The 22,234-nt window shown below is 48.0% G+C and carries 18 protein-coding genes; 12 read left to right on the top strand and 6 right to left on the bottom strand.

What is annotated here, in order from left to right; genetic code table 11:
* Nucleotides 1-3: 3 nt before the first annotated feature.
* The 6 genes from surA to DET62_RS13450 are packed head-to-tail and all read left to right on the top strand — an operon-like array spanning nucleotide 4 to nucleotide 6,366.
* A complete protein-coding gene (surA, locus tag DET62_RS13425) occupies nucleotides 4-1,302 on the top strand; it encodes a peptidylprolyl isomerase SurA (RefSeq protein WP_110014315.1) in 1,299 nt (432 codons plus the stop codon).
* Nucleotides 1,299-2,291: a 4-hydroxythreonine-4-phosphate dehydrogenase PdxA gene (pdxA, locus tag DET62_RS13430; RefSeq protein ID WP_034822059.1), complete on the top strand. Its 993-nt coding sequence runs from the start codon at nucleotides 1,299-1,301 to the stop codon at nucleotides 2,289-2,291. The genes surA and pdxA overlap by 4 nt, the downstream gene beginning before the upstream one ends.
* Entirely contained in the window at nucleotides 2,284-3,150 is an 867-nt protein-coding gene (gene rsmA, locus DET62_RS13435; protein ID WP_110014314.1) for a 16S rRNA (adenine(1518)-N(6)/adenine(1519)-N(6))-dimethyltransferase RsmA, read from the top strand. The genes pdxA and rsmA overlap by 8 nt, the downstream gene beginning before the upstream one ends.
* On the top strand, nucleotides 3,137-3,511 hold the full coding sequence (gene apaG, locus DET62_RS13440; protein WP_110014313.1) for a Co2+/Mg2+ efflux protein ApaG: 375 nt from the start codon (nucleotides 3,137-3,139) through the stop codon (nucleotides 3,509-3,511). Before rsmA ends, apaG begins: the two co-directional genes overlap by 14 nt.
* 2 nt (nucleotides 3,512-3,513) lie before the next feature.
* Entirely contained in the window at nucleotides 3,514-4,332 is an 819-nt protein-coding gene (locus DET62_RS13445) for a symmetrical bis(5'-nucleosyl)-tetraphosphatase (RefSeq protein ID WP_110014312.1), read from the top strand.
* Nucleotides 4,333-4,365: 33 nt separating this feature from the next.
* Nucleotides 4,366-6,366 carry a methyl-accepting chemotaxis protein gene (locus tag DET62_RS13450; protein WP_110014311.1) on the top strand — a complete coding sequence of 667 codons (2,001 nt, stop codon included), beginning with the start codon at nucleotides 4,366-4,368 and terminating at the stop codon, nucleotides 6,364-6,366.
* Between the two features lie 93 nt (nucleotides 6,367-6,459).
* On the opposite strand, the gene tyrS is transcribed toward DET62_RS13450, so the two are convergent.
* On the bottom strand, nucleotides 6,460-7,665 hold the full coding sequence (gene tyrS, locus DET62_RS13455) for a tyrosine--tRNA ligase (protein WP_011235463.1): 1,206 nt from the start codon (nucleotides 7,663-7,665) through the stop codon (nucleotides 6,460-6,462).
* Nucleotides 7,666-7,817: 152 nt separating this feature from the next.
* Here tyrS and DET62_RS13460 point away from each other — a divergent pair, with 152 nt between their 5' ends.
* Complete coding sequence (locus tag DET62_RS13460) at nucleotides 7,818-9,194, top strand: peptidoglycan DD-metalloendopeptidase family protein (RefSeq protein WP_034822047.1); 1,377 nt, start codon at nucleotides 7,818-7,820, stop codon at nucleotides 9,192-9,194.
* Nucleotides 9,194-10,303, top strand: a complete 1,110-nt coding sequence (locus DET62_RS13465) for an anhydro-N-acetylmuramic acid kinase (RefSeq protein ID WP_110014310.1) — start codon at nucleotides 9,194-9,196, stop codon at nucleotides 10,301-10,303. The genes DET62_RS13460 and DET62_RS13465 overlap by 1 nt, the downstream gene beginning before the upstream one ends.
* A gap of 5 nt (nucleotides 10,304-10,308) precedes the next feature.
* On the opposite strand, the gene pepQ is transcribed toward DET62_RS13465, so the two are convergent.
* The 3 genes from pepQ to DET62_RS13480 all read right to left on the bottom strand — a co-directional run bounded on the left by pepQ (nucleotide 10,309) and on the right by DET62_RS13480 (nucleotide 12,863).
* Entirely contained in the window at nucleotides 10,309-11,625 is a 1,317-nt protein-coding gene (gene pepQ / locus DET62_RS13470) for a Xaa-Pro dipeptidase (RefSeq protein ID WP_110014309.1), read from the bottom strand.
* An 84-nt stretch (nucleotides 11,626-11,709) separates the two neighbouring features.
* A complete protein-coding gene (gene erpA, locus DET62_RS13475) occupies nucleotides 11,710-12,060 on the bottom strand; it encodes an iron-sulfur cluster insertion protein ErpA (RefSeq protein WP_011235467.1) in 351 nt (116 codons plus the stop codon).
* Between the two features lie 56 nt (nucleotides 12,061-12,116).
* The gene (locus DET62_RS13480; RefSeq protein ID WP_011235468.1) at nucleotides 12,117-12,863 is read right to left on the bottom strand and encodes a DUF6776 family protein; all 747 of its coding nucleotides are present in this window, start codon (nucleotides 12,861-12,863) and stop codon (nucleotides 12,117-12,119) included.
* A gap of 95 nt (nucleotides 12,864-12,958) precedes the next feature.
* Here DET62_RS13480 and DET62_RS13485 point away from each other — a divergent pair, with 95 nt between their 5' ends.
* The 4 genes from DET62_RS13485 (at nucleotide 12,959) to hemL (ending at nucleotide 17,464) form a co-directional block, all read left to right on the top strand.
* Nucleotides 12,959-14,653, top strand: coding sequence for a chloride channel protein (locus tag DET62_RS13485; protein WP_110014308.1), 1,695 nt, complete (start codon nucleotides 12,959-12,961; stop codon nucleotides 14,651-14,653).
* Nucleotides 14,650-15,081, top strand: coding sequence for a protoporphyrinogen oxidase HemJ (gene hemJ, locus DET62_RS13490; RefSeq protein WP_011235470.1), 432 nt, complete (start codon nucleotides 14,650-14,652; stop codon nucleotides 15,079-15,081). The genes DET62_RS13485 and hemJ overlap by 4 nt, the downstream gene beginning before the upstream one ends.
* 70 nt (nucleotides 15,082-15,151) lie before the next feature.
* On the top strand, nucleotides 15,152-16,165 hold the full coding sequence (locus DET62_RS13495) for an aspartate carbamoyltransferase (protein ID WP_110014307.1): 1,014 nt from the start codon (nucleotides 15,152-15,154) through the stop codon (nucleotides 16,163-16,165).
* Between the two features lie 15 nt (nucleotides 16,166-16,180).
* The gene (gene hemL, locus DET62_RS13500) at nucleotides 16,181-17,464 is read left to right on the top strand and encodes a glutamate-1-semialdehyde 2,1-aminomutase (protein WP_110014306.1); all 1,284 of its coding nucleotides are present in this window, start codon (nucleotides 16,181-16,183) and stop codon (nucleotides 17,462-17,464) included.
* A 38-nt stretch (nucleotides 17,465-17,502) separates the two neighbouring features.
* Here the strand turns inward: hemL and mrcB are convergent, their stop codons facing one another.
* Together mrcB and hrpB are read right to left on the bottom strand one after the other, a co-directional pair.
* The gene (mrcB, locus tag DET62_RS13505) at nucleotides 17,503-19,770 is read right to left on the bottom strand and encodes a penicillin-binding protein 1B (RefSeq protein ID WP_110014305.1); all 2,268 of its coding nucleotides are present in this window, start codon (nucleotides 19,768-19,770) and stop codon (nucleotides 17,503-17,505) included.
* A complete protein-coding gene (gene hrpB / locus DET62_RS13510) occupies nucleotides 19,770-22,232 on the bottom strand; it encodes an ATP-dependent helicase HrpB (RefSeq protein ID WP_110014304.1) in 2,463 nt (820 codons plus the stop codon). The genes mrcB and hrpB overlap by 1 nt, the downstream gene beginning before the upstream one ends.
* Between the last annotated feature and the right edge of the window lie 2 nt (nucleotides 22,233-22,234).

Here is a 22,234-nt window from a genome sequence, read left to right on the forward strand (position 1 = left end):
ATAATGAAAAAAATTGCATCGTTTTGTTCAGCAGCTGTGCTGATTGCATCGTCTTTTTTGCTGAATAACACCGTTCAGGCTCAGCAAATACTGGATCGCGTTGTCGTCGTAGTCGATGACGGCGTAGTGCTGCAAAGCCAGATTGACCAACTTATCCAACAAGTTAAGAACGGTCAGAACTTCAACTCGAGTAACGCGCCTTCAGACGAAGTTCTGGAAACTCAGGCTATAGAACGCCTGATTCTGCAGGAAATTCAGTTGCAAATGGCTAACCGCATGGGTATCGAGATTGACGACAACCAGTTAGAGCAAGCCATCAACGAAATAGCAAATAACCAAGACCTTACAACAGCTGAGCTTCGGGAAAACATGGTCAGTAGTGGTATGAGCTGGGCAGCCTACCGCGAAAATATTCGTAACGAATTGGTTATCCAGCAAGTTCAACGAGCAGCTGTACAGCAACGCGTTTCTATCACACCGCAAGAAATTAATAACCTGGTGAAACTCATAGAGAGCAACCAGGAAGTTCAGACAGAGTATCGTTTGGCTCAAATTCTGATTTCCGCTGACTCAAACTCATCACAAGCCGAACTTGAAAAAGCCAAAGAGCGTGCCAACACAGTTTTGAATTTACTGGACAAAGGTAGTGACTTTGCTGACTTGGCGGTACGTTCCTCCTCCGGTTCTGCGGCATTGGATGGCGGTGACCTGGGCTGGATGACAGTTAATGGCATGCCGACCTTGTTTGCGGAAGCGGTAGATGGGAAGTCTGTAGGTGACGTTGTCGGCCCAATCCGCAGTGGTATCGGCTTTCATATTTTGAAAGTACAGGACAAGCGCGGAGAGCAAACAGTCGAAGTACAAGAAGTTAAAGCACGTCATATTTTAATCAAGCCTTCCGTTATTTTGTCAGACAACAAAGCGAAAGAGATGCTCAATCAATACCGTGAGCAAATTGCCAATGGCGAAAAGACTTTTGCTGAACTTGCACGTGAACATTCAGCTGACCCTGGTTCGGCCTCTCGTGGCGGCGATTTGGGCTGGGCTCGTCCCAATAAATACGCACCAGAATTCAAGCAAAAAGTAGAAAGCATTGAACAAGACACAATAAGTGAACCGTTCAGCACACAGTTTGGCTGGCACATTGTAGAAGTTACCGGTCGCAGAACTCTGGATGCCACTGAAGAAAACAAGCAAGAACGCGCATACCAAATGCTGTTTAGCCGTAAATTCCGCGAAGAGCTTGATAACTGGCAGCAAGAAATTCGCGACCAGGCGTTTATCAGAAGAGTTGCTGAGTGAGTATACCAACTCTTGTATTTACACCGGGTGAGCCGGCAGGTATTGGCCCGGACTTAATTATAAAAATAGCGCAGCAGCCCTGGTCGGCTGCTGTCGTTGTCTGTGCAGATAAAAATTTACTAAAACAACGCGCCGAGCAATTGAACCTTCCTATTACCTTGCACAGGTATAGAAAAGGTGAAGAACTGCCGCAACATGAACCCGGACATCTTTGGGTAGAACATATTCCAGTGTGCGAAGACGTGACTCCTGGCGAGTTATGTACAGCCAACGGTCATTATGTGGTTGATTGCTTAAAAAGAGCCTCTGACGGTAATCTCTCAGGCGAGTTCGATGCCATTGTTACCGGCCCTGTACACAAAGGTGTGATTAATCAAGCCGGTGTGGCGTTTTCAGGACACACTGAATTTTTAGCTCATGAAGCGAACTGCAATGATGTCGTTATGATGTTGGCTACAGAAGGCCTGCGTGTGGCGCTGGTCACGACTCACATTCCGCTGGCCTATGTGGCAAAAGCCGTTACCGCGGAGCGTCTGACCAACATTATTACCATACTGCATAACGACCTGACTAAGAAATTCGGCGAGTCGTCGCCCAAAATATTGGTTTGCGGATTAAACCCTCATGCGGGAGAGTCGGGACATTTAGGCAGGGAAGAAATAGACATTATTATTCCGGTTCTGGAACAACTTAAAAAGCAAGGCATGAACTTGCACGGCCCGTATCCCGCAGATACCATTTTTCAGCCAAAGTACCTTGAAGATGCCAGTGCGGTAGTTGCTATGTATCACGATCAGGGTCTTCCGGTGCTAAAATATAAAGGTTTCGGGCAGGCCGTAAACATTACACTCGGGTTACCTTATATCCGGACTTCTGTTGATCACGGTACAGCACTTGAGCTGGCCGGGTCTGGCAAGATTAGCGACGGTAGTTGCCGCCTGGCAATGCAGACCGCTATAGATATGGCAAGAGCAGCGTATTATGAGTAAAAACCAAGGTGGGAATAAACACCAGGGCGGAAGTAAAACCCACTTGGGCCACCGGGCACGTAAACGGTTTGGCCAGAACTTCCTGAATGACGACTATATTATTGAGCAGATTGTTGATGCCATTAACCCTTTGCCCGGTGAAAACCTAATAGAAATTGGCCCGGGGTTAGCAGCACTAACTGAGCCGACAGTAGATCGCAGTGGCCATTTAAAAGTTATCGAAATTGACCGTGACTTAGTTGAAAGGCTTCAGCATCACCCTTTTTTAAGTTCAAAACTGGAAGTGATTCAAGCCGATGCGCTAAGCATAGATTTTAGTCAGTTTGCCAAAGAGAGTCCGGCACGAGTGTTCGGTAACCTGCCCTATAACATCTCCACGCCGCTTATCTTTCATCTGCTGAAGTTTGCCGATGATGTAAAAGATATGCACTTTATGCTGCAAAAAGAAGTGGTTGATCGCTTAGCAGCAGAGCCCGGCTCAAAAAGTTATGGCAGAATCAGCGTCGGTGTACAGCAAGCCTGTAAAGTCACTCCGGTGGTTGCTGTCCCGCCATCAGCGTTTACGCCGCCACCGAAAGTAGAATCATCGGTGATTCGGTTAGAACCCTATGCCGAAAGCCCTCACCCAGTTAAAGATAAAGCGCAACTGCATAGCTTATGTTTGACAGCGTTTAACCAACGCCGTAAAACAATAAGAAACAACCTTAAACAGTTGGTTCCTGCGGAGCAGCTGGAAGCCCTTGGTATTGACCCGGGCGCAAGGCCGGAGACGCTCTCTGTAGACGATTACTGCAGGATATCCGACTGGCTCACTGAACACTCGCTCACAAAACAAGCGGAAAAGAATGACAGTCAGTAAAATTGAAATTGATGTAAAAACGCAATATTTAGCGGCGCAGTCAAACCCTGATGCCGGACAATATGTGTTTTCTTACACCATAACCATAACCAATGAGTCCAGCCAGTTAGTGCAGTTGCTTGCCCGCGAATGGCGAATTACCGACGCTGACAGTAAAATAACCCGAGTGGCTGGAGATGGCGTTGTAGGACAACAGCCTAAACTGGCTGCCGGTGAATCATTCAGTTATACCAGCGGCACCGTTCTGGCTACGCCTATTGGTACTATGGAAGGTCATTACCTGATGATAGATGAACACGGCTCGCAGTTTAAAGCGCCGATTCCATCGTTCCGGCTGGCCATTCCTAATATTATTCATTAATTATGAGCAATTACGTTGTTGGTGATATTCAGGGCTGCTTCCGCGAACTTGAAGCCCTGCTTACTCAAGTCAGCTTTAACCCTGCAAACGACTCATTGTGGTGTGTAGGTGATATTGTCGCGCGCGGCCCCGATTCGCGCGATGCGTTGCGTTTTTTCTACGAAAACAGTAACTCGGTACACACCGTATTAGGTAATCACGATTTAAACTTAATGGCAGTATTGCTGGGTTACCGGCAGCCTAACCCGAAAGATAAGCTTAACGCATTGCTAGAAGACAGCAGCCGCTATCACTGGTTAGACTGGCTTCGCCACCAACCTTTGCTTCACCAGCTGGAAGAGCACAATACGGTAATAGCTCACGCCGGTATTTACCCATGGTGGACACTCGAACAAGCCAGTCAATACGCGCAGGAAGTCACGAAAGTTATTACTGGCAATGAGTTTGAAAGCTTTATGCAGCAATTATTTGGCAACTCCCCGGAAAAATGGGACTCAAGTCTGCAAGGTTTTGACCGATACCGTTTTATAGTGAACGCGTTTACCCGAATGCGTTACTGTAACCTGGAAGGTGAACTGGATTTTTCTCAAAAAGATAATCCATATAAGCGTTCGTCGCAGGATTCGTATAAGCCATGGTTTAACTTTTGGCCAGAATCTGAGAATCGAGTATTATTCGGGCATTGGGCTGCGCTAATGGGCGAAACCCGCCGTCAGGATGTGATAGCGCTGGATACTGGCTGTGTATGGGGTCAGTACATGACGTTATACAGCGTTGAGAATAAAACCTTCTTTCACGAACCGGCTTTGACCGGAAAGTGATAATTATAATCATGCAGTGCTGAGGAAAGTTTCATGAAAATTACTGTTGCCATGCGAGTTATCGGTGGTTTTGCCATCATTACTTTGCTATTACTCATCATTAGCTTAAGCTCGTTGTTTAATATCAACAGCATAGGTTCGTCGGTTGATAAACTCAACGATGAGGCGGTACCGGCACTGAATCAAGTCTCGGCTATTAAAGTCGATATTCTCGAGCTGGGTACAGTTCAGTTAGAAACTTTTTATGATGAAAGTTTAGAACAGGTAGAAGCTCATAGAAAAGAATTCAATGAGTCTAACAAGTTGCTTTTCTCCTCTCTTGAGAAACTTAAAGAGCTTATTCAGGGGAACGGTCAGAGTGACGAGATTAATGAGCTGGAAAAAGACTCACGCCAGTACATTAGTCTGATAGATCGCCTGTTTAGTCAGCACAGCGAATACCTCGAACTGCAGAATGTTACTGCCTCACAGTTAGATGAAATTGCATTCAATATCGATGATGCCGCTATCATGCTGCTGGACACCATGGACGCCTCTAATAACGAAGTAATCTCCCGTGAAGCCAGCAACATCGAATCGTCACTGTCCAGTCTCATCACTTTAATGTATGACCTGAACAAAGCGAATAAATTAGACAGTGCTCAAATCATTCGCAGCGAAATAGATATTAATATCGACAGTATCCGTCCCCGCCTTCAGGTATTAGATGACGAGCCAACAGGGGCGGCAGGAACAATGATCGATGATGCAATTACAACCGTTCGTGATGCGCTCGACAGCCTTCAGGGCGCGGGTTCGTATCCGGACAATGTCATTCGTCGTCAACAACTTCGTGTGGACTCAGAAGATTCTCTCAACAAATCAGAGGTTCAGCTAAATAAATTAATGACTGAAACTGATAGTCTACAAACTGCTGTTCGCGGAATAGCTGACGGTACAAGAGCTTCAGTGACAGACTCTATCTCAACCAGTAGCTGGCTCAATAGTATTATTACCATTATTTCTATTGTTTTAGCTGTGTTCATTTCATGGTATACCGTGCGTAGCATCAGTCGCCCACTGGCACGTGTTAACCATATGTTGAATATTATGGCTGATGGTAATTTAACTGAACGGGTTGACTATAGCTCGCAGGACGAATTTGGTGAACTAGCCTCAAACACCAATAAACTGACCGGCAATTTACGTAAACTTATTGAAGGTATTGCGAACCGTGCAACTCAACTAGCTACGGCCGCGGAGCAGTCTTCCAATGTTTCAGACGAGACAACTAATGCCATTGACGAACAACGCCGTCAAATTGAGCAAGTAGCCACGGCCACTCAGGAAATGAATAGTACTGCCAGCGAGATGGCTGACGGTGCAGAACAGGCCTTACGCGAAATTCAACACTCTGACGATGAAGCAAAACGCGTTCGTCAAATTTCAGACAAAAACCGTGCGACTATCGAAGGCTTGGCTAGTGAAATTAAAGGCGCTTCGGAAGTTATCGATCAGTTGTCAGAAAACAGCAAAAACATTGGTGGCATTCTGGATGTCATTCGAGGTATTGCCGACCAGACCAACTTGCTTGCACTGAACGCAGCCATTGAAGCGGCACGTGCCGGTGAGCAAGGTCGCGGATTTGCGGTTGTTGCTGATGAGGTTCGTACTCTGGCCAGCCGTACTCAAGAGTCCACTGAAGAAATTCAGGACATGATTGAGAATCTGCAGAATGACTCTCAGCGAGCGGTTACCGTAATGAATAAAGGCCGCGAGCAGGCTGAGCTCAGTGTGCAGCAGTCCGATGAAGCAGCTCAGGCACTTCAATCTATTACTGAGTCAGTGCATCAGGCGTCTGACAGCAGTAACCATATTGCTAATGCAGCGAAAGAGCAAAGCAGTACTGCGCAGGATATCAGCGAGCGTCTTGAGTCTATTGTTTCCATTGCCGAACAAACGGCTTCTGGTTCCAAACAAACAGCTCAAGCGTCTAACGAAGTCGCTAAACTGGCCGATGAGCTCCAGGACTCAATTAAGAGTTTCAGAGTCTAAAGCAAAAACCTCTGAACTGCAGAAACAAAAAAGGCGCCCTTTAAAGGCGCCTTTTTATATTTCACGGTTTTATTGCCTCAATAATTAACGCTGTTACGCCGTTAAGTTAATTTTAGCGAAGCGACGTTTACCCACCTGATAAACTCCAGAGTCCTTTTCTGTGCACAGGTAACGCGAATCGCTGAATTTCTCGCCATCCACTTTAACGGCATTTTGTTTTATCATTCGTAACGCTTCCGAGGTGGACTCAACCAAGCCGGCTTCTTTTAGCACATTACCTATTGCCATTCCCTCAGCTCCGACTTGCACCGTCTTTTCCGGAATATCGTCCGGTAAAGCATTTTTCTGGAAACGCTGGATAAAATCCTGTTCGGCTTTCTCAGCGTCGTCTTCCGAGTGAAAGCGAGCGATGATTTCTTTTGCCAGCAAAACTTTCACATCACGTGGGTTTTTGCCGTCGGCTACAGCCGCTTTCAGCTCGTCAATTTCAGTAATGGAACGAAAGCTGAGTAACTGGAAGTAACGCCACATGAGCTCATCTGACACCGACATAATTTTACCAAACATGTCATTTGCCGGTTCCGTAATGCCAATATAGTTATTCAGCGATTTTGACATTTTCTGCACACCGTCCAGCCCTTCCAGTAACGGCGTCATAATGACAGTTTGTGGACGCTGTCCTTCTTCTTTTTGCAGTTCGCGACCCATGAGCAGGTTGAAGCGCTGGTCGGTTCCGCCCAGCTCAACGTCAGCTTTTAATTCAACCGAATCCCAGCCCTGAACCAATGGGTATAAAAACTCGTGAATAGCTATCGACTGATTGTTCTGGTAGCGTTTTTTAAAATCATCACGTTCTAACATACGGGCTACAGTCTGGCGCGCAGCCAGTTTAATCATATCGGCTGCCCCCATTTTCGACATCCATTCGGAGTTAAAACGAATTTCGGTTTTAGCCGGATCGAGAATTTTAAAAACCTGTTCTTTATAAGTTTCAGCGTTAGCAATAACCTGTTCCGTGGTCAGCGGCTTTCTGGTCACATTCTTACCTGTAGGGTCACCTATCATGCCGGTGAAATCCCCTATAAGGAAAACCACTTTATGACCAAAGTCCTGAAATACTCTCAACTTGTTAATTAAAACAGTGTGTCCCAAGTGTAAATCAGGTGCCGTTGGGTCAAAGCCAGCTTTCACTGTCAGTGGCTTACCACTGGCCAACTTCTCAGCCAGTTCCTGCTCGAGTAAAACTTCTTCGGCACCGCGAGTAATCTCGGCAATAGCTTCCGCCACTTCGGTTTTCATCCTCATCTCCAACTGTAAAAACTCATAAACCAGCCATTTTACGCCATTATTACCACTGTTTTAAGCTCAATGATCTGGTATTCTTCATTTTTTCGTATTATCCTCGAAACCATAAGGTTATTCCGTGGTCGTAAACAGGTGCGGTAATCCCCGTGTTTGCTGACACATGTTTACTGGATAATCACAATAAAGAAAGTGAAGTGCGCTATAATATGACATTAAAATCTGTCACCAAAATTCAGCGGATGTTTCTGCAACTTCCGCATTCTCATAAAATTCTGATCAGTGCGATCAGCGTTGCCCTCTTGCTATTACTGATCATTCCGTCGGAACCTGCCACGGCATCTAAGAACAGTACTTCAGCAGAGCAGTTGATGCCAGGTAAACGTTACCAGCTCGATTTAGCTTTTGAGCAACCCAGCTCAGATGAAAGTACCGAAAACTCAGAGCTAACATGGCAAACCTATCAGATTAAATCGGGTGACAGCTTAGCTAAAATATTTAGCAAAGTAGGCTTTAGCGCCCAGCAACTGTATCGCGTTACCGAGTCCGGCGATGAAGCCAAATATCTTCGTAAAGTTCACCCTGGCGATTTGCTTCGCTTTGCGACTGACAGTGACGATAACCTGGTGCAGCTAGCGCACCAGATAAACGATACAGAAACGCTTATTATCACTCGTCAAAACGACAGCTTTGTTGCTGAAATCGAAACTAAAAAAGTTGAAGTTCGTACAGAATTCACTCATGCCGTTATTGACTCCAGCTTCTGGAATGCCGGTATCGACTCGGGTTTGACTGACAACCAAATTATGCGCATTGCCAATATTTTTGGCTGGGATATCGACTTTGCCTTAGACTTGCGTAAAAACGACGAATTTAGCGTACTTTATGAAACGCACTATGTAGATGGCGAGTTTGTTGGCTACGGCAAAATTTTAGCGGCAGAGTTTGTAAACCGCGATGAGAACTTCCAGGCCATTCTTCACGATAATGGACAATATTATACGCCGAACGGTCGCGCCATGCGCAAAACCTTCCTGCGTTCACCGGTTAACTTTACCTACATAAGCTCGAGCTTCAACCCTCGCCGCTTACATCCGGTTACCGGAAGAGTGCGCCCGCACAATGGTATAGATTACGCAGCCTCTACTGGCACGCCAGTAATGTCTTCTGGTGATGGTAAAGTTATCGCGGCTGGTTATACCTCGTTGAATGGTAATTATATTTTTGTGCAACACGGCGAACGCTACGTGACTAAGTATTTACACCTTAGCCGTAAGCACGTGAAAACAGGCGACCGTGTTAAACAGGGTCAGGTAATTGGTCGCGTTGGCGCGACAGGCCGGGTAACGGGTCCACACTTACACTACGAATTCCTTGTTGACGGCGTACATCGTAACCCTCGTACGGTGGAATTGCCGGAAGCCAAGTCGCTAGGTGAATCAGAATTACCGGCTTTCCGTCAACACGCGGATCAGGTAATGGCCATACTAAACGACAACAGACGCGTTTACCTGGCGATGCAGTAATGTTTCAGCGTTATATTGGACTGATGTCGGGCACCAGTATGGATGCGGTTGACGCGGCATTGGTCCAGATAGATGCGCAAGGCACGCCCAGACTTGAAGCTCATCACTCTTTGTCTTTCCCCCCGGAATTGCGTACTCGCTTATTGGCTTTAAGCCACACAGACAACTGGCAGGCCGATGAACTGGCCGGTTTAGACATTGCTTTTTCCGAGCTCAGTGCCAAAGTCGTAGAGCGGCTTCTTGAAAAAGTCAGTATCGCAGCAAAAGACATTACCGCCATAGCCAGTCACGGACAAACCGTTCGCCACAAGCCCAACTCAATACCAGCCTACACCTGTCAAATTGGCGACCCTACACGGTTAGCTTTGGGTACGGGCATTGATGTGATTTACGATTTTCGTCGCAAAGACATTGCCGCAGGTGGCCAGGGTGCGCCGTTAGTCCCAGCTTTTCATAAGCAAGTTTTTGCCCGAAAGAATCAAAGCATTGCGGTGATTAATTTAGGTGGTATTGCCAATGTCACCTGGCTTGGCCATAACGGCAACATACTGGGCTTCGATACAGGACCTGCCAACACCTTGCTCGACCAATGGGTTCAGCATAATGACTCAAGTAAAAGCTTCGATGAAAATGCTCAGTTTGCGAGAGCAGGCAAACTTCAGCCTGACCTGCTAAAGCGTTTATTGCAGCATCCGTTTTTTGCTAAGCCAGCTCCCAAAAGTACGGGGCGCGAGGAGTTCAACCTGAATTGGATGCAACGACAATTGACCGGACACAACATTAGCGCGGCTGATGTACAGCGCACTTTGACCGAACTTACCGCTATTAGCATCAAAGATGCACTGACAACCTTGCCACAACAACCCGATACGGCTTATTTTTGTGGTGGCGGCACCCGAAACCCATTATTGATGGAGCGCTTAACTCAACTTTTAGCGCCGATTAAATGCGATACTACAGCGAGTTTAGGAGTTGACCCGCAATGGGTTGAGGCAATCGCTTTTGCCTGGCTAGGCTGGTGTTACGAGCATAAAAAACCGGGCAACCAGCCTGAAGTTACAGGAGCCAGTCACCCGGTTGTTTTAGGCGCTAAAGTCCTACATCAATAGACTCTTTATTCGGCACCCAGTTCTTTAAACGCATCACGCGTCAGGTTTTCATTACCATCGGCTCCAACCACGATGCTGTCTTCAATACGTACACCGCCGTATGGACGCAGCTCATCAACTTTCTCCCAGTTAATATCTGCGCTGTCTTTGTGCTCTTCCAGTAGCTGATCGACCACATATAAGCCCGGCTCAATTGTGAAGACGTGGCCAACTTCAATGTCTCGTAATAAGCGTAAAAACGGATGACGCTCACTGCGCTCGTAGCTGTTACCTTTGTCGTCCTTCAGGAAACCGCCAACATCATGTACCTGCAAACCAATAAAGTGGCCTAATCCGTGTGGCATAAAGGCACTGGTGTAACCTTTGTCATAAATGCTTTGTGCATTACCTTTAATAAACTCAAAGTCACTTAAAATTTGCGCGACTTTCAGATGCATCGACACATGCAGGTCGTAATAGCTCACACCGGGCTTAATCTCGCTCAACAGCTCTTGTTGTGCTTTATCCATAGCTTCTACCAGATTCGCGTAGAAACCTTCTTCATAAGCGTATGAGCGGGTTATATCGGAGCAATAACCACGGTAGCGTGCACCAGCATCTATTAAGAACGAACGGATTTGCTTAGGCGGAACAGTGTCGTATACGTCGTAATGCAAAATTGCCGAGTGACTGTTCAGCGCAACGATACTGTTGTAGGGCACCTGCGACTCACGAAAGTCGATAGCGCCAAGATAAGCATGATGTATTTCCAACTCGCTCTTACCGGCAAAAAAGGCTTCTTTTGCTGCAACATGGGCTTTTGCCGCTAAGCGGTTGGCTTCGCGCAAATTATCCACTTCCCATTGAGTTTTTATTGAGCGGTGAAAGTGCAAATGATCAATCAATGCCTGCGGGTTACGTGCTTTTACTTTCCAGTCACTGACTGGCTGTGCAAAGTCTTCACCAATAAAAGCGGACTGCTCCAAGTCGCTGCCTAAGTCTTCAGTCAGCATACTTAAATCATCAATAATTTTTAAATCAACATGCTGCTGCCATTCTTCTTCCGGCACATTCACCGGAGCATGCCAAAAGTCCCGAGCCTGGAATAGGTAAACCGTAGGACGTTGACTGCCCTTGCGATAAAAAATAGCACTTTTGGGGCTTTCTGTGACCGGAACCCAATATTTAAATAGCGGATTAACCCGGTACGGCGGCGCGTTATCATCGAGAAAATCAACTCGTGGCTGGCCCGAGTAAACCAGTACCGATTCAAAATTGTTGTCCTCTAACGCTTTATCAAAGCGGCTACAAATTGTCTTGATGTGTTCTGCGTACGCGCTCATAAAAAAACCTCACAAAAAATTGTGAGGTTATTCTAGCGGAAAAGCCGAAAACTTTCAGCTGTTCCCGAGGGAAGGAACTAAAGCCTAAACGGAAAAACTCGAACCACAACCACAGGTTGTTGTGGCATTAGGGTTGTCGACAAAAAAGCGTGAACCCTGCAGTCCTTCTTCGTAGCTGACCACGCCCCCCATTAAATACTGTAAACTCATTGGATCAACCAGCAGGGTGACGCCGTTTTTTTCTATTTCCATATCACCCGGGTTTTTCTTTTCATCAAAGGTAAAACCATATTGGAAGCCCGAACAACCGCCTCCGGTTACGTAAACACGCAACTTTAAGTTTGGGTTTTCTTCTTCAGCAATCAGCTTACCCACTTTGCTTGCCGCTTGTTCAGTGAACTCAATCGGCATTGCCTGCTCTGCTGCACTGCTCATGATTTCTCTACCTTGGTTGAACTCTACTGCTATTTTCTCTTACCTGAGTATTTTGGTCAAGTATCGCCGTCACTACGCACACCGGGGTTGGCATCTCCGCGGCTAATTTCTTTCCAGAAAAAGGTTCGGTCCAGTGTCCCTCTACCACCTTTGGTTAGCTGCACTTTTACTTCAACCCGTTCTGGCACAAGCCCTTCAGGCATAAAGAAGTCGCCTTCGTACAAAGAGAAATAGCGCATAGAAAAGCTCCGTTCATCTTGCGCTATATTGGCAAGTTTCAGTAAGTCATAACGCTCTTTCTTACCATCAATGCGGCCGACCAGTTCAACTGTAACATTCCCCTGAACAAAGTTACGACGCTGCTCAATTTGCAATACCGCCAGAGAGAAATGGAAATGATTTTCTGAACGGTTCTTAGTAACCGTTAAAGAATCTATCGTAACGCCGCTTTCCTGTAGCTCCGGCGCCATAATCTTCTGATAAAACGCTAAGTCTCGGCGTAAACCATAATTATCGTTCTGTAACGCACTCAACTCGTCCTGCAAACTTTGGTTTGCCGAGCGCTCAATGTCTAGCTCAACTTGCAGCACATGGCGTTGATACTCCATCTGCTCAATACGCTGATAAAGCTGCTCAAGTTGTTGCGACTGTTTGGAAACTTCTTCTTTCAAGGCTTTTGCATGCCAAACTCCGGCTAGGTAAGCCAGGTAAACAACCAAAACAGCAACACAGATCAACAACACAAATACCGGGAAAGCTCCCCAGCGCTGTTGCCAGTATTTCAGGTTAAAATAGGGCTTCATAACTTCCAGCTCATTTCCATCAAGCGTTTATGCTGATATGTTATTGATAAATATGCAAGCTCATCCCACGGTTTAAGGTAAGGATCTTATTTTAAATGGCCTCTAACTCGGTATTCCGACAGCAACTGCGCAAACAGCTGGCGACCCCATCGACCACTATCGCCATTTGTTTAATGGGTCTTGCCGGCGGTATTCTTGCAGCTCTTATGATTGCCGGATTCCGTTTGGCGATTGAGCAAGGCGCTTATCTTGTCGGCAATGGTAGCTATTGGCAACAGCCTTTACCAACTACTTACCGCTTTTTACTCCCCATTATTGCTGCCGCCATTGTTTATGTTCTGTTTCGGCTATCGGGATCTAAACACGTGCGAATGGGTATTCCCTACGTTATCCACCGTATGAAACAGCACTACGGCATGCTGCCCTGGCGCAGTACGGTGAACCAATTCTTTGGGGGAATAATTTCATTAGTTGCCGGCTTCAGTGTCGGCCGTGAAGGGCCCGCCGTTCATTTAGGTGCAGCGGCAGCTACCTGGCTTGGTTTTCATTTCGACGCCCCTAAAAACGCCATACGAACCCTTGCCGCCTGTGGTATAGCCGCAGCTATCGCGGCCTCTTTTAATACACCTTTGGCCGCTATGGTTCTGGTAATGGAAGTGGTACTGCGGGAATACAAAGTTCACGTTTTTATACCGGTTATGCTGTCGGCGGTGGCTGGTTCGCTCATTACCGAAGAAATTTTTGGTGTCGCTTCTGAGCTGGCCGTGCTCTCAGCCCAGGATATCCCCACCACACAGTTACCCTGGGTGATGCTACTGGGCGTTGTACTGGGTTTTGTCGGGGTTTTGTTCAAAAAGCTCATGCTGGATGTCATGGAAACCGTACAAGACATGTCATTGCTTACCCGTTTGCTCTTTGCTGGCCTTATAACGGCTATGCTGGCCGTCATAATTCCCAGCAGCTTAGGTCCGGGGCTTACAGCCATTGAGCAGGTGTTGAATCATCAGGGTGAAATGTCGCTATTGACCACCTTACTCATAGCAAAGCTTTTTGCCTCAGCTATTGCTTTGGGCATGGGTATACCCGGCGGTTTAATTGGTGCCGTGTTCGGTATTGGAGCCATTATTGCAGCGGTATTTGTCGGTGCAGTTAACGGTTTGGATATTCAACAGCCACTGTCCTTCGACAGCTTCATTCTGTTGGGAATGGCAGGCATTTTAGCGGCCTGTATTCACGCACCAATGGCAGCTCTGCTCGCTATTGTCGAGTTGTCTCGCAGTGTGGAAATTATTATCCCCGCTATGCTAGTGATTGTACCTGCTTATCTCATTTCCAGTCAGTTACTGAAATCCAAATCCATTTTCATCTCCCAGCTAGAGTTGCAGGGTTTGCCTTACCAGCTGGCTCCGGTGCATGTCGCATTACAGAAAACCGGTGTTGAAAACGTCATGGAAACAGATTTCAAATTGCTGCTTGAGCCCACTCAGAACGAACTGGTTGACTCACTTGAATCTGCGCAGGCGAAAACCGTTATTGTCATGTCAGTCGATGAAGATAATCAGGCACTTTATCGTCTGGTAACTTATGATATAAACGCCGGGGACAGTCCCAGCCTGAGTTACACTCCTATCAAAGGAGTTCGGGTCACATCGACTCTGGCCGAAGTGTATGATGAAATTGGACCCAAGCGTCGGGGGGCTGTGTACATTTATGAGACCGATGATGGCCAGCCCTGTGGCATTGTTACCTGGGAACTTGTTCGTAAAGCCCTACAGAGAGAACTCGCATGACATGGATACTTTGGGTTAAAGCCCTGCATATTGCTTTTATGGTGGCCTGGTTTGCCGGCATCTTCTACTTACCACGTTTGTTTGTTTATCACGCAATGAACGCCAAGCCTGCCGTGGACGAGCAACTCTGTATAATGGAAAGGCGTTTACTGTATTTCGTCACCCCCTTTGCCATTCTTACCCTCGTTTTCGGTGTGGTGCTTATTTTTGCCTACGGCTCAGCGTGGTTTGCTGCCAGTGGCTGGATGCACACTAAACTGGTACTGGTGTTACTACTTTTTGTGTATCACGGTTACTGTTTCAAACTATTGAAAGACTTTAAAACCGGCACCAACCGCCGCAGCCACCGGTTTTACCGAGTGTTTAACGAGCTCCCGGTACTGGCACTTTTCGCTATTATCATTTTAGCGGTAGTTAAGCCTTATTAGATTCTCTTGTGCCGCATGATTTGCTATAGTGTGCGCCCAGTGACATTCTGCGGCAGAGGCGCACCCAAAGATGAATTTCACCGGCTCCAACATTCTTTCTGTAAATCAGTTCAATCGCGACAGCATTGACTACATATTCTCCGTTGCGGACAAGATGCAACCTTACGCCCGGCGTAAAACACGCACTCGAGTTCTTGACGGCGCTATCCTTGGTAATCTTTTCTTCGAACCTTCGACTCGTACCCGGGTAAGCTTCGGCACGGCGTTCAACCTGTTAGGGGGCGAAGTCCGCGAAACCACCGGCATGGAAAGCTCGGCCATTGCAAAGGGTGAATCGCTGTACGACACCGCTCGCGTATTAAGCAGCTACAGCGACGTTATTGCCATGCGCCACCCCAAGTCGGGCTCAGTAAAAGAGTTTGCTGAAGGCAGTCGGGTACCGGTCATTAACGGCGGTGACGGCGCAAACGAGCATCCGACTCAGGCACTGCTGGACCTTTACACTATCCAGAAAGAACTGGCGTACCATCAGCAGAGCATTGATAACATGCACATTTGCATGATTGGCGACTTGAAGTACGGACGTACAGTACATTCACTGTCCACTTTACTCTCTATGTACAAGAACATTAAGTTCACTTTAATTTCGCCACGTGAACTTTCTATGCCGAGCTCCGTATTAGATACGCTGGAAAACGCAGGTCACCGTGTAACGGTTACAGAAAAAGTCGACGGTATTGTCGACGCTGATATTGTCTATCAGACTCGAATTCAGCAAGAACGTTTTGCCAGCCCGGAAGACGCTGATCAGTATCGCGGTAAGTTTCGTTTAAATCAGGACATTTACACTAAACACTACAAACCCAATACGGTCATCATGCATCCTTTGCCGCGGGATTCGCGCGCCGAAGCTAATGAATTGGATAACGACTTAAACCAAAACCCCAACCTGGCTATTTTCCGTCAGGCTGACAACGGAGTTCTCATTCGTATGGCTCTGTTTGCATTAACACTTGGGGTCGTTGATCAGGTTGATAAACACCAATGTGATGTCATCTGGTACAGCGAAAAAAGCCAACAGTAAAGAGGTAGTTACGACATGAGTCGCTCAGAAGAACTATACACTAAAGCACAAATCAGTATCCCTGGCGGCGTTAACTCGCCGGTTCGGGCTTTTAACGGCGTTGGTGGCAGCCCCATCTTCTTTGAGAGTGCTGAAGGCGCTTATATGATTGATGCAGACGGCAAACGTTATATCGATTACGTCGGCTCATGGGGCCCAATGATTTTGGGGCATAACCACCCGGCAGTGTTAGAAGCCACCCTGCAGGCCGCCAAGCGAGGCCTGAGCTTCGGCACACCGACGGAAGTTGAAATCACCATGGCGGAGACTATTCGCAAAATAGTCCCTTCTATTGAAAAAGTGCGTATGGTGAATTCCGGTACTGAAGCCACTATGACTGCCATTCGTCTGGCACGCGGCTATACCGGCCGGGATAAAATTCTGAAGTTTGAAGGTAACTACCACGGCCATGCCGACTCCTTGCTGGTTAAAGCTGGTTCAGGTGCTTTGACTCTGGGCGTTCCTAACTCTCCCGGCATTCCGGAAGACTTTGCGAAACATACCTTAACCGCGACTTACAACGATATTGAATCGGTGAAACAAATTTTCGCTGAAATGGGCGATGAAATTGCCTGCATTATTGTTGAGCCGGTAGCCGGTAACATGAACTGTATTCCACCGGTTGACGGTTTTCTGGAAGGCTTACGCAGCATTTGTGACGACCACGGTTCAGTTCTGATTTTTGACGAAGTTATGACCGGCTTCCGTGTAGCTCCGGGCGGCGCTCAGGATCGCTATAAGATTAAACCAGACCTCACGACTTTAGGTAAAGTGATTGGTGGTGGCATGCCGGTTGGCGCGTTTGGCGGTAAAAAAGAAATCATGGACTACATTGCACCGGTTGGCCCTGTGTATCAGGCAGGAACCTTATCGGGTAACCCAGTCGCCATGGCAGCAGGCTTGGCAGCGTTACAGCAGTTATCCACCCCAGGGCTTTACGACCAGCTTTACCAACGCGTTGACACACTGCTTGACGGTTTACAGGAGCGTGCTGACCGGGCTGGCGTGCCAATGACAACAAATCGCGCCGGTTCTATGTTTGGTTTCTTTTTTACTGAAGAGCCCGAAGTAACCACTTACGCTCAGGCCACACAGTGTAATATGGAGCACTTTAAGACGTTTTATCACGCCATGTTAGAGCAAGGCGTGTATCTTGCGCCATCGGCCTTTGAAGGCGGCTTTATGTCGGCAGCGCACAGCGAAGAAGACATTCAAAACACTCTGAATGCCGCTGAAAAAGCTTTTGCTAAGTTAGCGTAACACTACGGCTGTAGCGCCTGGCCTTGGCCCAGGCGCTTTTAGCCACCAAATAAACGTTCCCACCAGCTTTTCTCGCGGATAGTGCCTTCACAGGTAATATCCTCGGGGAGCCTGATTTCCTCAGCCGGTAATTTCCGACCATTGTTGCAGTCTTCAGGAATTCGCTGTCCCGTTGTCGGGTGAAAATTTTGCATTTGCAGAGGCTCCGGTACATCTAAAGCCATGCTCAACGGCGGTAAGTAATCATAAAAATCCGCCACAACTTTGAGAGCGCCGCTACTTCCGGTTAAGCCAACCGGCTGGTTATCATCACGACCTAACCAAACCGTAACCACGTGCTCACCATCTACTGCAACAAACCAGCTGTCGCGATAATCATTCGTTGTACCTGTCTTGCCACCAACTACCTGACCGGCTAAAGCACGTTGCAGACGACTTGCGGTACCCTCTGCCACCACTCCCCGTAAACCATAGCGAGTCAGATAAGACACATTTTTATCGAAAACTTCTTCGGTCTCAGGTGCTTCGCGCCTATAAAGCACCTCGCCCTGATGGGTGGTGATAGACGACACCGCAGCTAAAGGCTGATAACGGCCATCATTCATAAGCGCACTGTACATTCGTGTCACCGCTACGGGAGACAACGATGCAGATCCTAAAGTCAACGATGGATAGGCTTGTAACGGCGTTGTCACGCCTAACTCGCGTAAATAACTCACTAATTGGTCTATGCCCACTTCCATGCCCACCCGAACGGCCGGTAAGTTGCGCGACTGAACCAACGCATCGTACAACAGCAAACTACCATCAAACTCTTTATCGTAGTTTTGCGGCTTCCATTCTTTTCCCTTTTTATCCGATAAAGTAATGGGTTCATCTGCAACCGGCGTATGCAGACCAATGTCTGAATCCTGCATCGCGGCTGCGTATATAATAGGCTTCATTAATGAGCCTATTGGCCGCAGTGCCAACAACGCCCGGTTATAACCTATAGCCTGACTTAAGCGGCCACCAGCGAGCGCGCTAATAGTGCCGTTGCGGTAATCGGCAACGACCATTGCCCCTTCTAACTTCTCATCTTCGCCGTCAGCCATAAGCTGTTGTGCTAACGAGCGTTGTACTGCATTTTGTGCATCCACCTGCAAATGCGTGAAGATTTTCAGCCCAGTTTCCTGCCAGTCTTCCGGCAGAATAATACGCTTCATTTCCCGACGTACTAAGTCCATATAATGGGGGTAAGGATGCTCAACCAGACGGCGGCTTTCTTTAACGTCAAGCGCCTGTTCAACCGCAGCAACGTAGTTATCTTTACCGAGTAAATCCTGTTCAAACATGACTTTAAGCACGGTGTCCCTGCGGCTACGGGCACGCTCCGGGTAGCGTCTTGGGTCATAATAAGAAGGCCCCTTTATCATCCCCACCATTAAAGCAATTTCGCTTGGGTTCAGCTCCTGCACCTGCTTACCAAAATAAAACTGACTGGCAAGTCCTATACCGTGAATAGCGTTGCTTCCGTCCTGGCCAAAGTACACTTCGTTCAGGTAGGTCTCTAATATGGTGTTTTTATCAAACCGGTAATCGATAACCAGCGACATCATGGCTTCGTGAAACTTACGCCATAACGTCTGGTCTCGGCTCAGGTAGAGGTTTTTGACCAGCTGCTGAGTCAGCGTAGAACCGCCCTGAACCGTCCTGCCCGCCTTCAGGTTGGCAGCCAACGCCCTTAAAATTGACCAGGGCGATACCCCCTGATGATGATAAAAATTTCTGTCTTCAACTTTTAATAGGGTTTCAATGAGTAAGTTAGGCACGACTTCCAGCCCAACTAACAAACGGTCTTCTTTACTTAAGGTACTAATGCGGCCTATTAGCTCAGGTTCCAGGCGAAAGCTTTCCAGCTCTCTGCCACTGGGCCAGCTCTTAATAGACTTAATACGGTCGCCGTGAAAGTTGATTTGCACTCTTTGCGCCATTTGCGGACCATCGGAAAAGTCGAAAGGTCGACGATGCACCATGACATTATTTTTACCCACCGAATAGTAACCCGACTGCTCGGTATTACTATTACGCTGATAACCGACTCGCTCCAGAATGCCGACTAGCCGTTGCAGCCGCATAGGATGATTGTTTCTCAGCGTTACCTCATCCGCGTAAACCAAAGCAGGGGCCTGATAGCGCTTGTTACTAAAATGACGGGATAAACTGGCATCCAGATAAATGGCATAAAGCCCAATAACGGCGATAAGTACCAGCCCTATCTTAAAGCTTGTCCAGAATAGGTATTGAAACCATCGACTTTTTATCACTACTGCTGCCTTTTGGTTTTAAACGTTGCGGTTGCATTCAGAGGGTCTTCGGGCCACGGATGCTTAGGATAGCGACCGCGCATTTCTTTGCGCACGTCGGCGTAAGCATTTTGCCAGAAACTCGCGAGATCATTGGTTCGCTGTAACAAACGCCCTGCCGGCGACAGAAGATCAACGGTCACAACTTGTCGGTTATCGATAATTTTAGGCGACTCAGAGACACCAAACATTTCCTGTAATTTGACCTCAACCCGGGGGGTGTCGTCCAGATAATTTATAAACACTTTACGTTCTGTCGGAGTTTGCCACCATTCAGGACAAGCCGAATTAAGACGTTGCAGTTCTGAGTAGTCGAAAAAATAACACAAGGCCTCGTATGGATCCCACTGCTGCAATTGTTTTAGTGACCGGAAATTCGTCCAATACGGCGCCGCCCAGCGCTCCAGGCTATTAAGTAATCCTGCATCGCTCATGTCGTAGGCGCTCAGCTCTTCGGCTTGTTGCAACCAGTAGACCCGCCGTTGTAGCTGTTTCGCGCGTTGACTCCAGTTGAGTTTATCCAGTCCTTTATCGCGCAACCACAGGCAGAACGCTTCGGCTTTTTGTTCATTGGAAACCTGTCCACTATTAGTAGTCTGGCTAAGTACCAGGGAGCCCAGTTGAGTACGAGTTATTTGTCGCAGTTGTTGCTGCTCACCTACCCATTCAGCTGTTTGCAAGGTCTGCAAAGGAATGGCTGCTTCTTTCAGTAACGCCTGGGCATCGTCCACAGGTAACAGGCAGCGACTGCGGCCTATCGTGCCTTGCTCATGAAAGGTGACATCAAAAATAATTGCCCAAGCTGGCTGCTTAAGGCGACTGCTGTCGCCACTCACCCGACCACCACAAGCCAGTTGAAAGTCACCTCGGCTGACATCGTACTTTGCAACTCGGTCGGGGTAACCCTGCAGTAAGGCGACGGCAAGTCCTTCTGCACTGGCTTCTGCGGTTTCTGCAGCTTCTTTCAGCCCAAAATGGTTTAACCAATAGCGCCAGCGTTGTTGCCACAAAGGCGCCTGGTTTCGTTGTTGATAATGCTGCTGGGTGCGTTCAGACAGATCGACTGATTTTATGCTAGTTTGCGGCTCTTCCAGTGTCGCCAGAACACGAGCCATAGCGGCTTGCTGCTCGTTCTTCAGCATTTTGGCTGCATCCGCCACCAGTAAAATTCTGGGATCAAAACCGCCGGACTCCAGCTGACGGGCTTTTGCGGTTAACTGCCCCTGCCTTATTAAGCCGGTACTGGCTAAAAAATCGGTCGCCGCGGCACAATGCCCCGGGTCAGGCTGAGAAAACCAGGCCAGTTGGCTCACCTCACTGCCCCAGCGCAACACATCCAGTACCAGTGCTGATAAATCCTGAGTGGCAACGTCCGGAGGCGCATAATCGGCAAAGCCATGCTCGTCGGAGCGCGCCCACAAGCGAAAACATTGCCCCGCCTGCTGACGACCCGCGCGACCCGCGCGCTGTGTTGCTGAAGCTTTAGCAATACGCTGCGTCGTTAACTGGCTTAATCCGTATTGCGGCAGGTACTGAGCCCGGCGCTCGCGACCACTGTCGACAACCACATCAATACCGTCCAGAGTTAAGCTGGTTTCAGCAATATTAGTTGCCAGAATAATGCGTTTTTCGTCCGATGCTTTTAATACTTGCCGCTGTTGCTGCAAGGGGATACGCCCATGCAGGGGTAGGATGAGTGTGCCCGGCGGCATTCGCTGACTCAGTTCAGTCGCAATCTTTTGTATTTCATAAACGCCCGGCAGGAAAACCAGAACACCTTTTTCGGCAGCAGCAAAGGCTTCGACAACCACTTTGGGTAAGTCAGTCAGCCATAGAGTAACATGAGATGCTGGGCGATAGTGATACTCAACCGGATAACTCCGGCCTTCGCTGCGCAAAACCTGCACCTGATCACAGTAACTCTCTAACCAGAGTTTAAGACTTTCTGCGGGCAAGGTGGCCGACATAATCAGCAGGTTTAAATCCGGACGCAATGGCAGGGCATCAATCACCAGCGCCAGACTCAAGTCACTGTGCAAATTGCGTTCGTGGAATTCATCGAAGATTAGCGTGCCTATGCCGCTAAGTTCAGGGTCGTCCTGAAGCCAGCGCACCAACACGCCTTCCGTAATAACGAGTAACTTAGTTGCCTTACTGCGCTTGCTGTCGCCGCGCACCGTGTAACCAACTTGCTCCCCTACCGACTCGCCCAACTGCTTAGCCAAATAATGAGCAATATTCAGCGCAGCAACACGCCGGGGCTGCAGCATGACAATAAGACCGTCATTAGCAATACCCTGCTGCAACAGAAATAGCGGAAGTTGTGTTGATTTACCGGCACCGGGCGGTGCCTCAATAACGACACGCGCTGCCGGAAAGGCTTTCGCCAGCTCCGGCAGCACGCTCTCAATTGGCAAGGTCATGC

Source organism: Idiomarina sp. H2 (assembly GCF_004364275.1).
Lineage (GTDB): Bacteria > Pseudomonadota > Gammaproteobacteria > Enterobacterales > Alteromonadaceae > Idiomarina > Idiomarina loihiensis.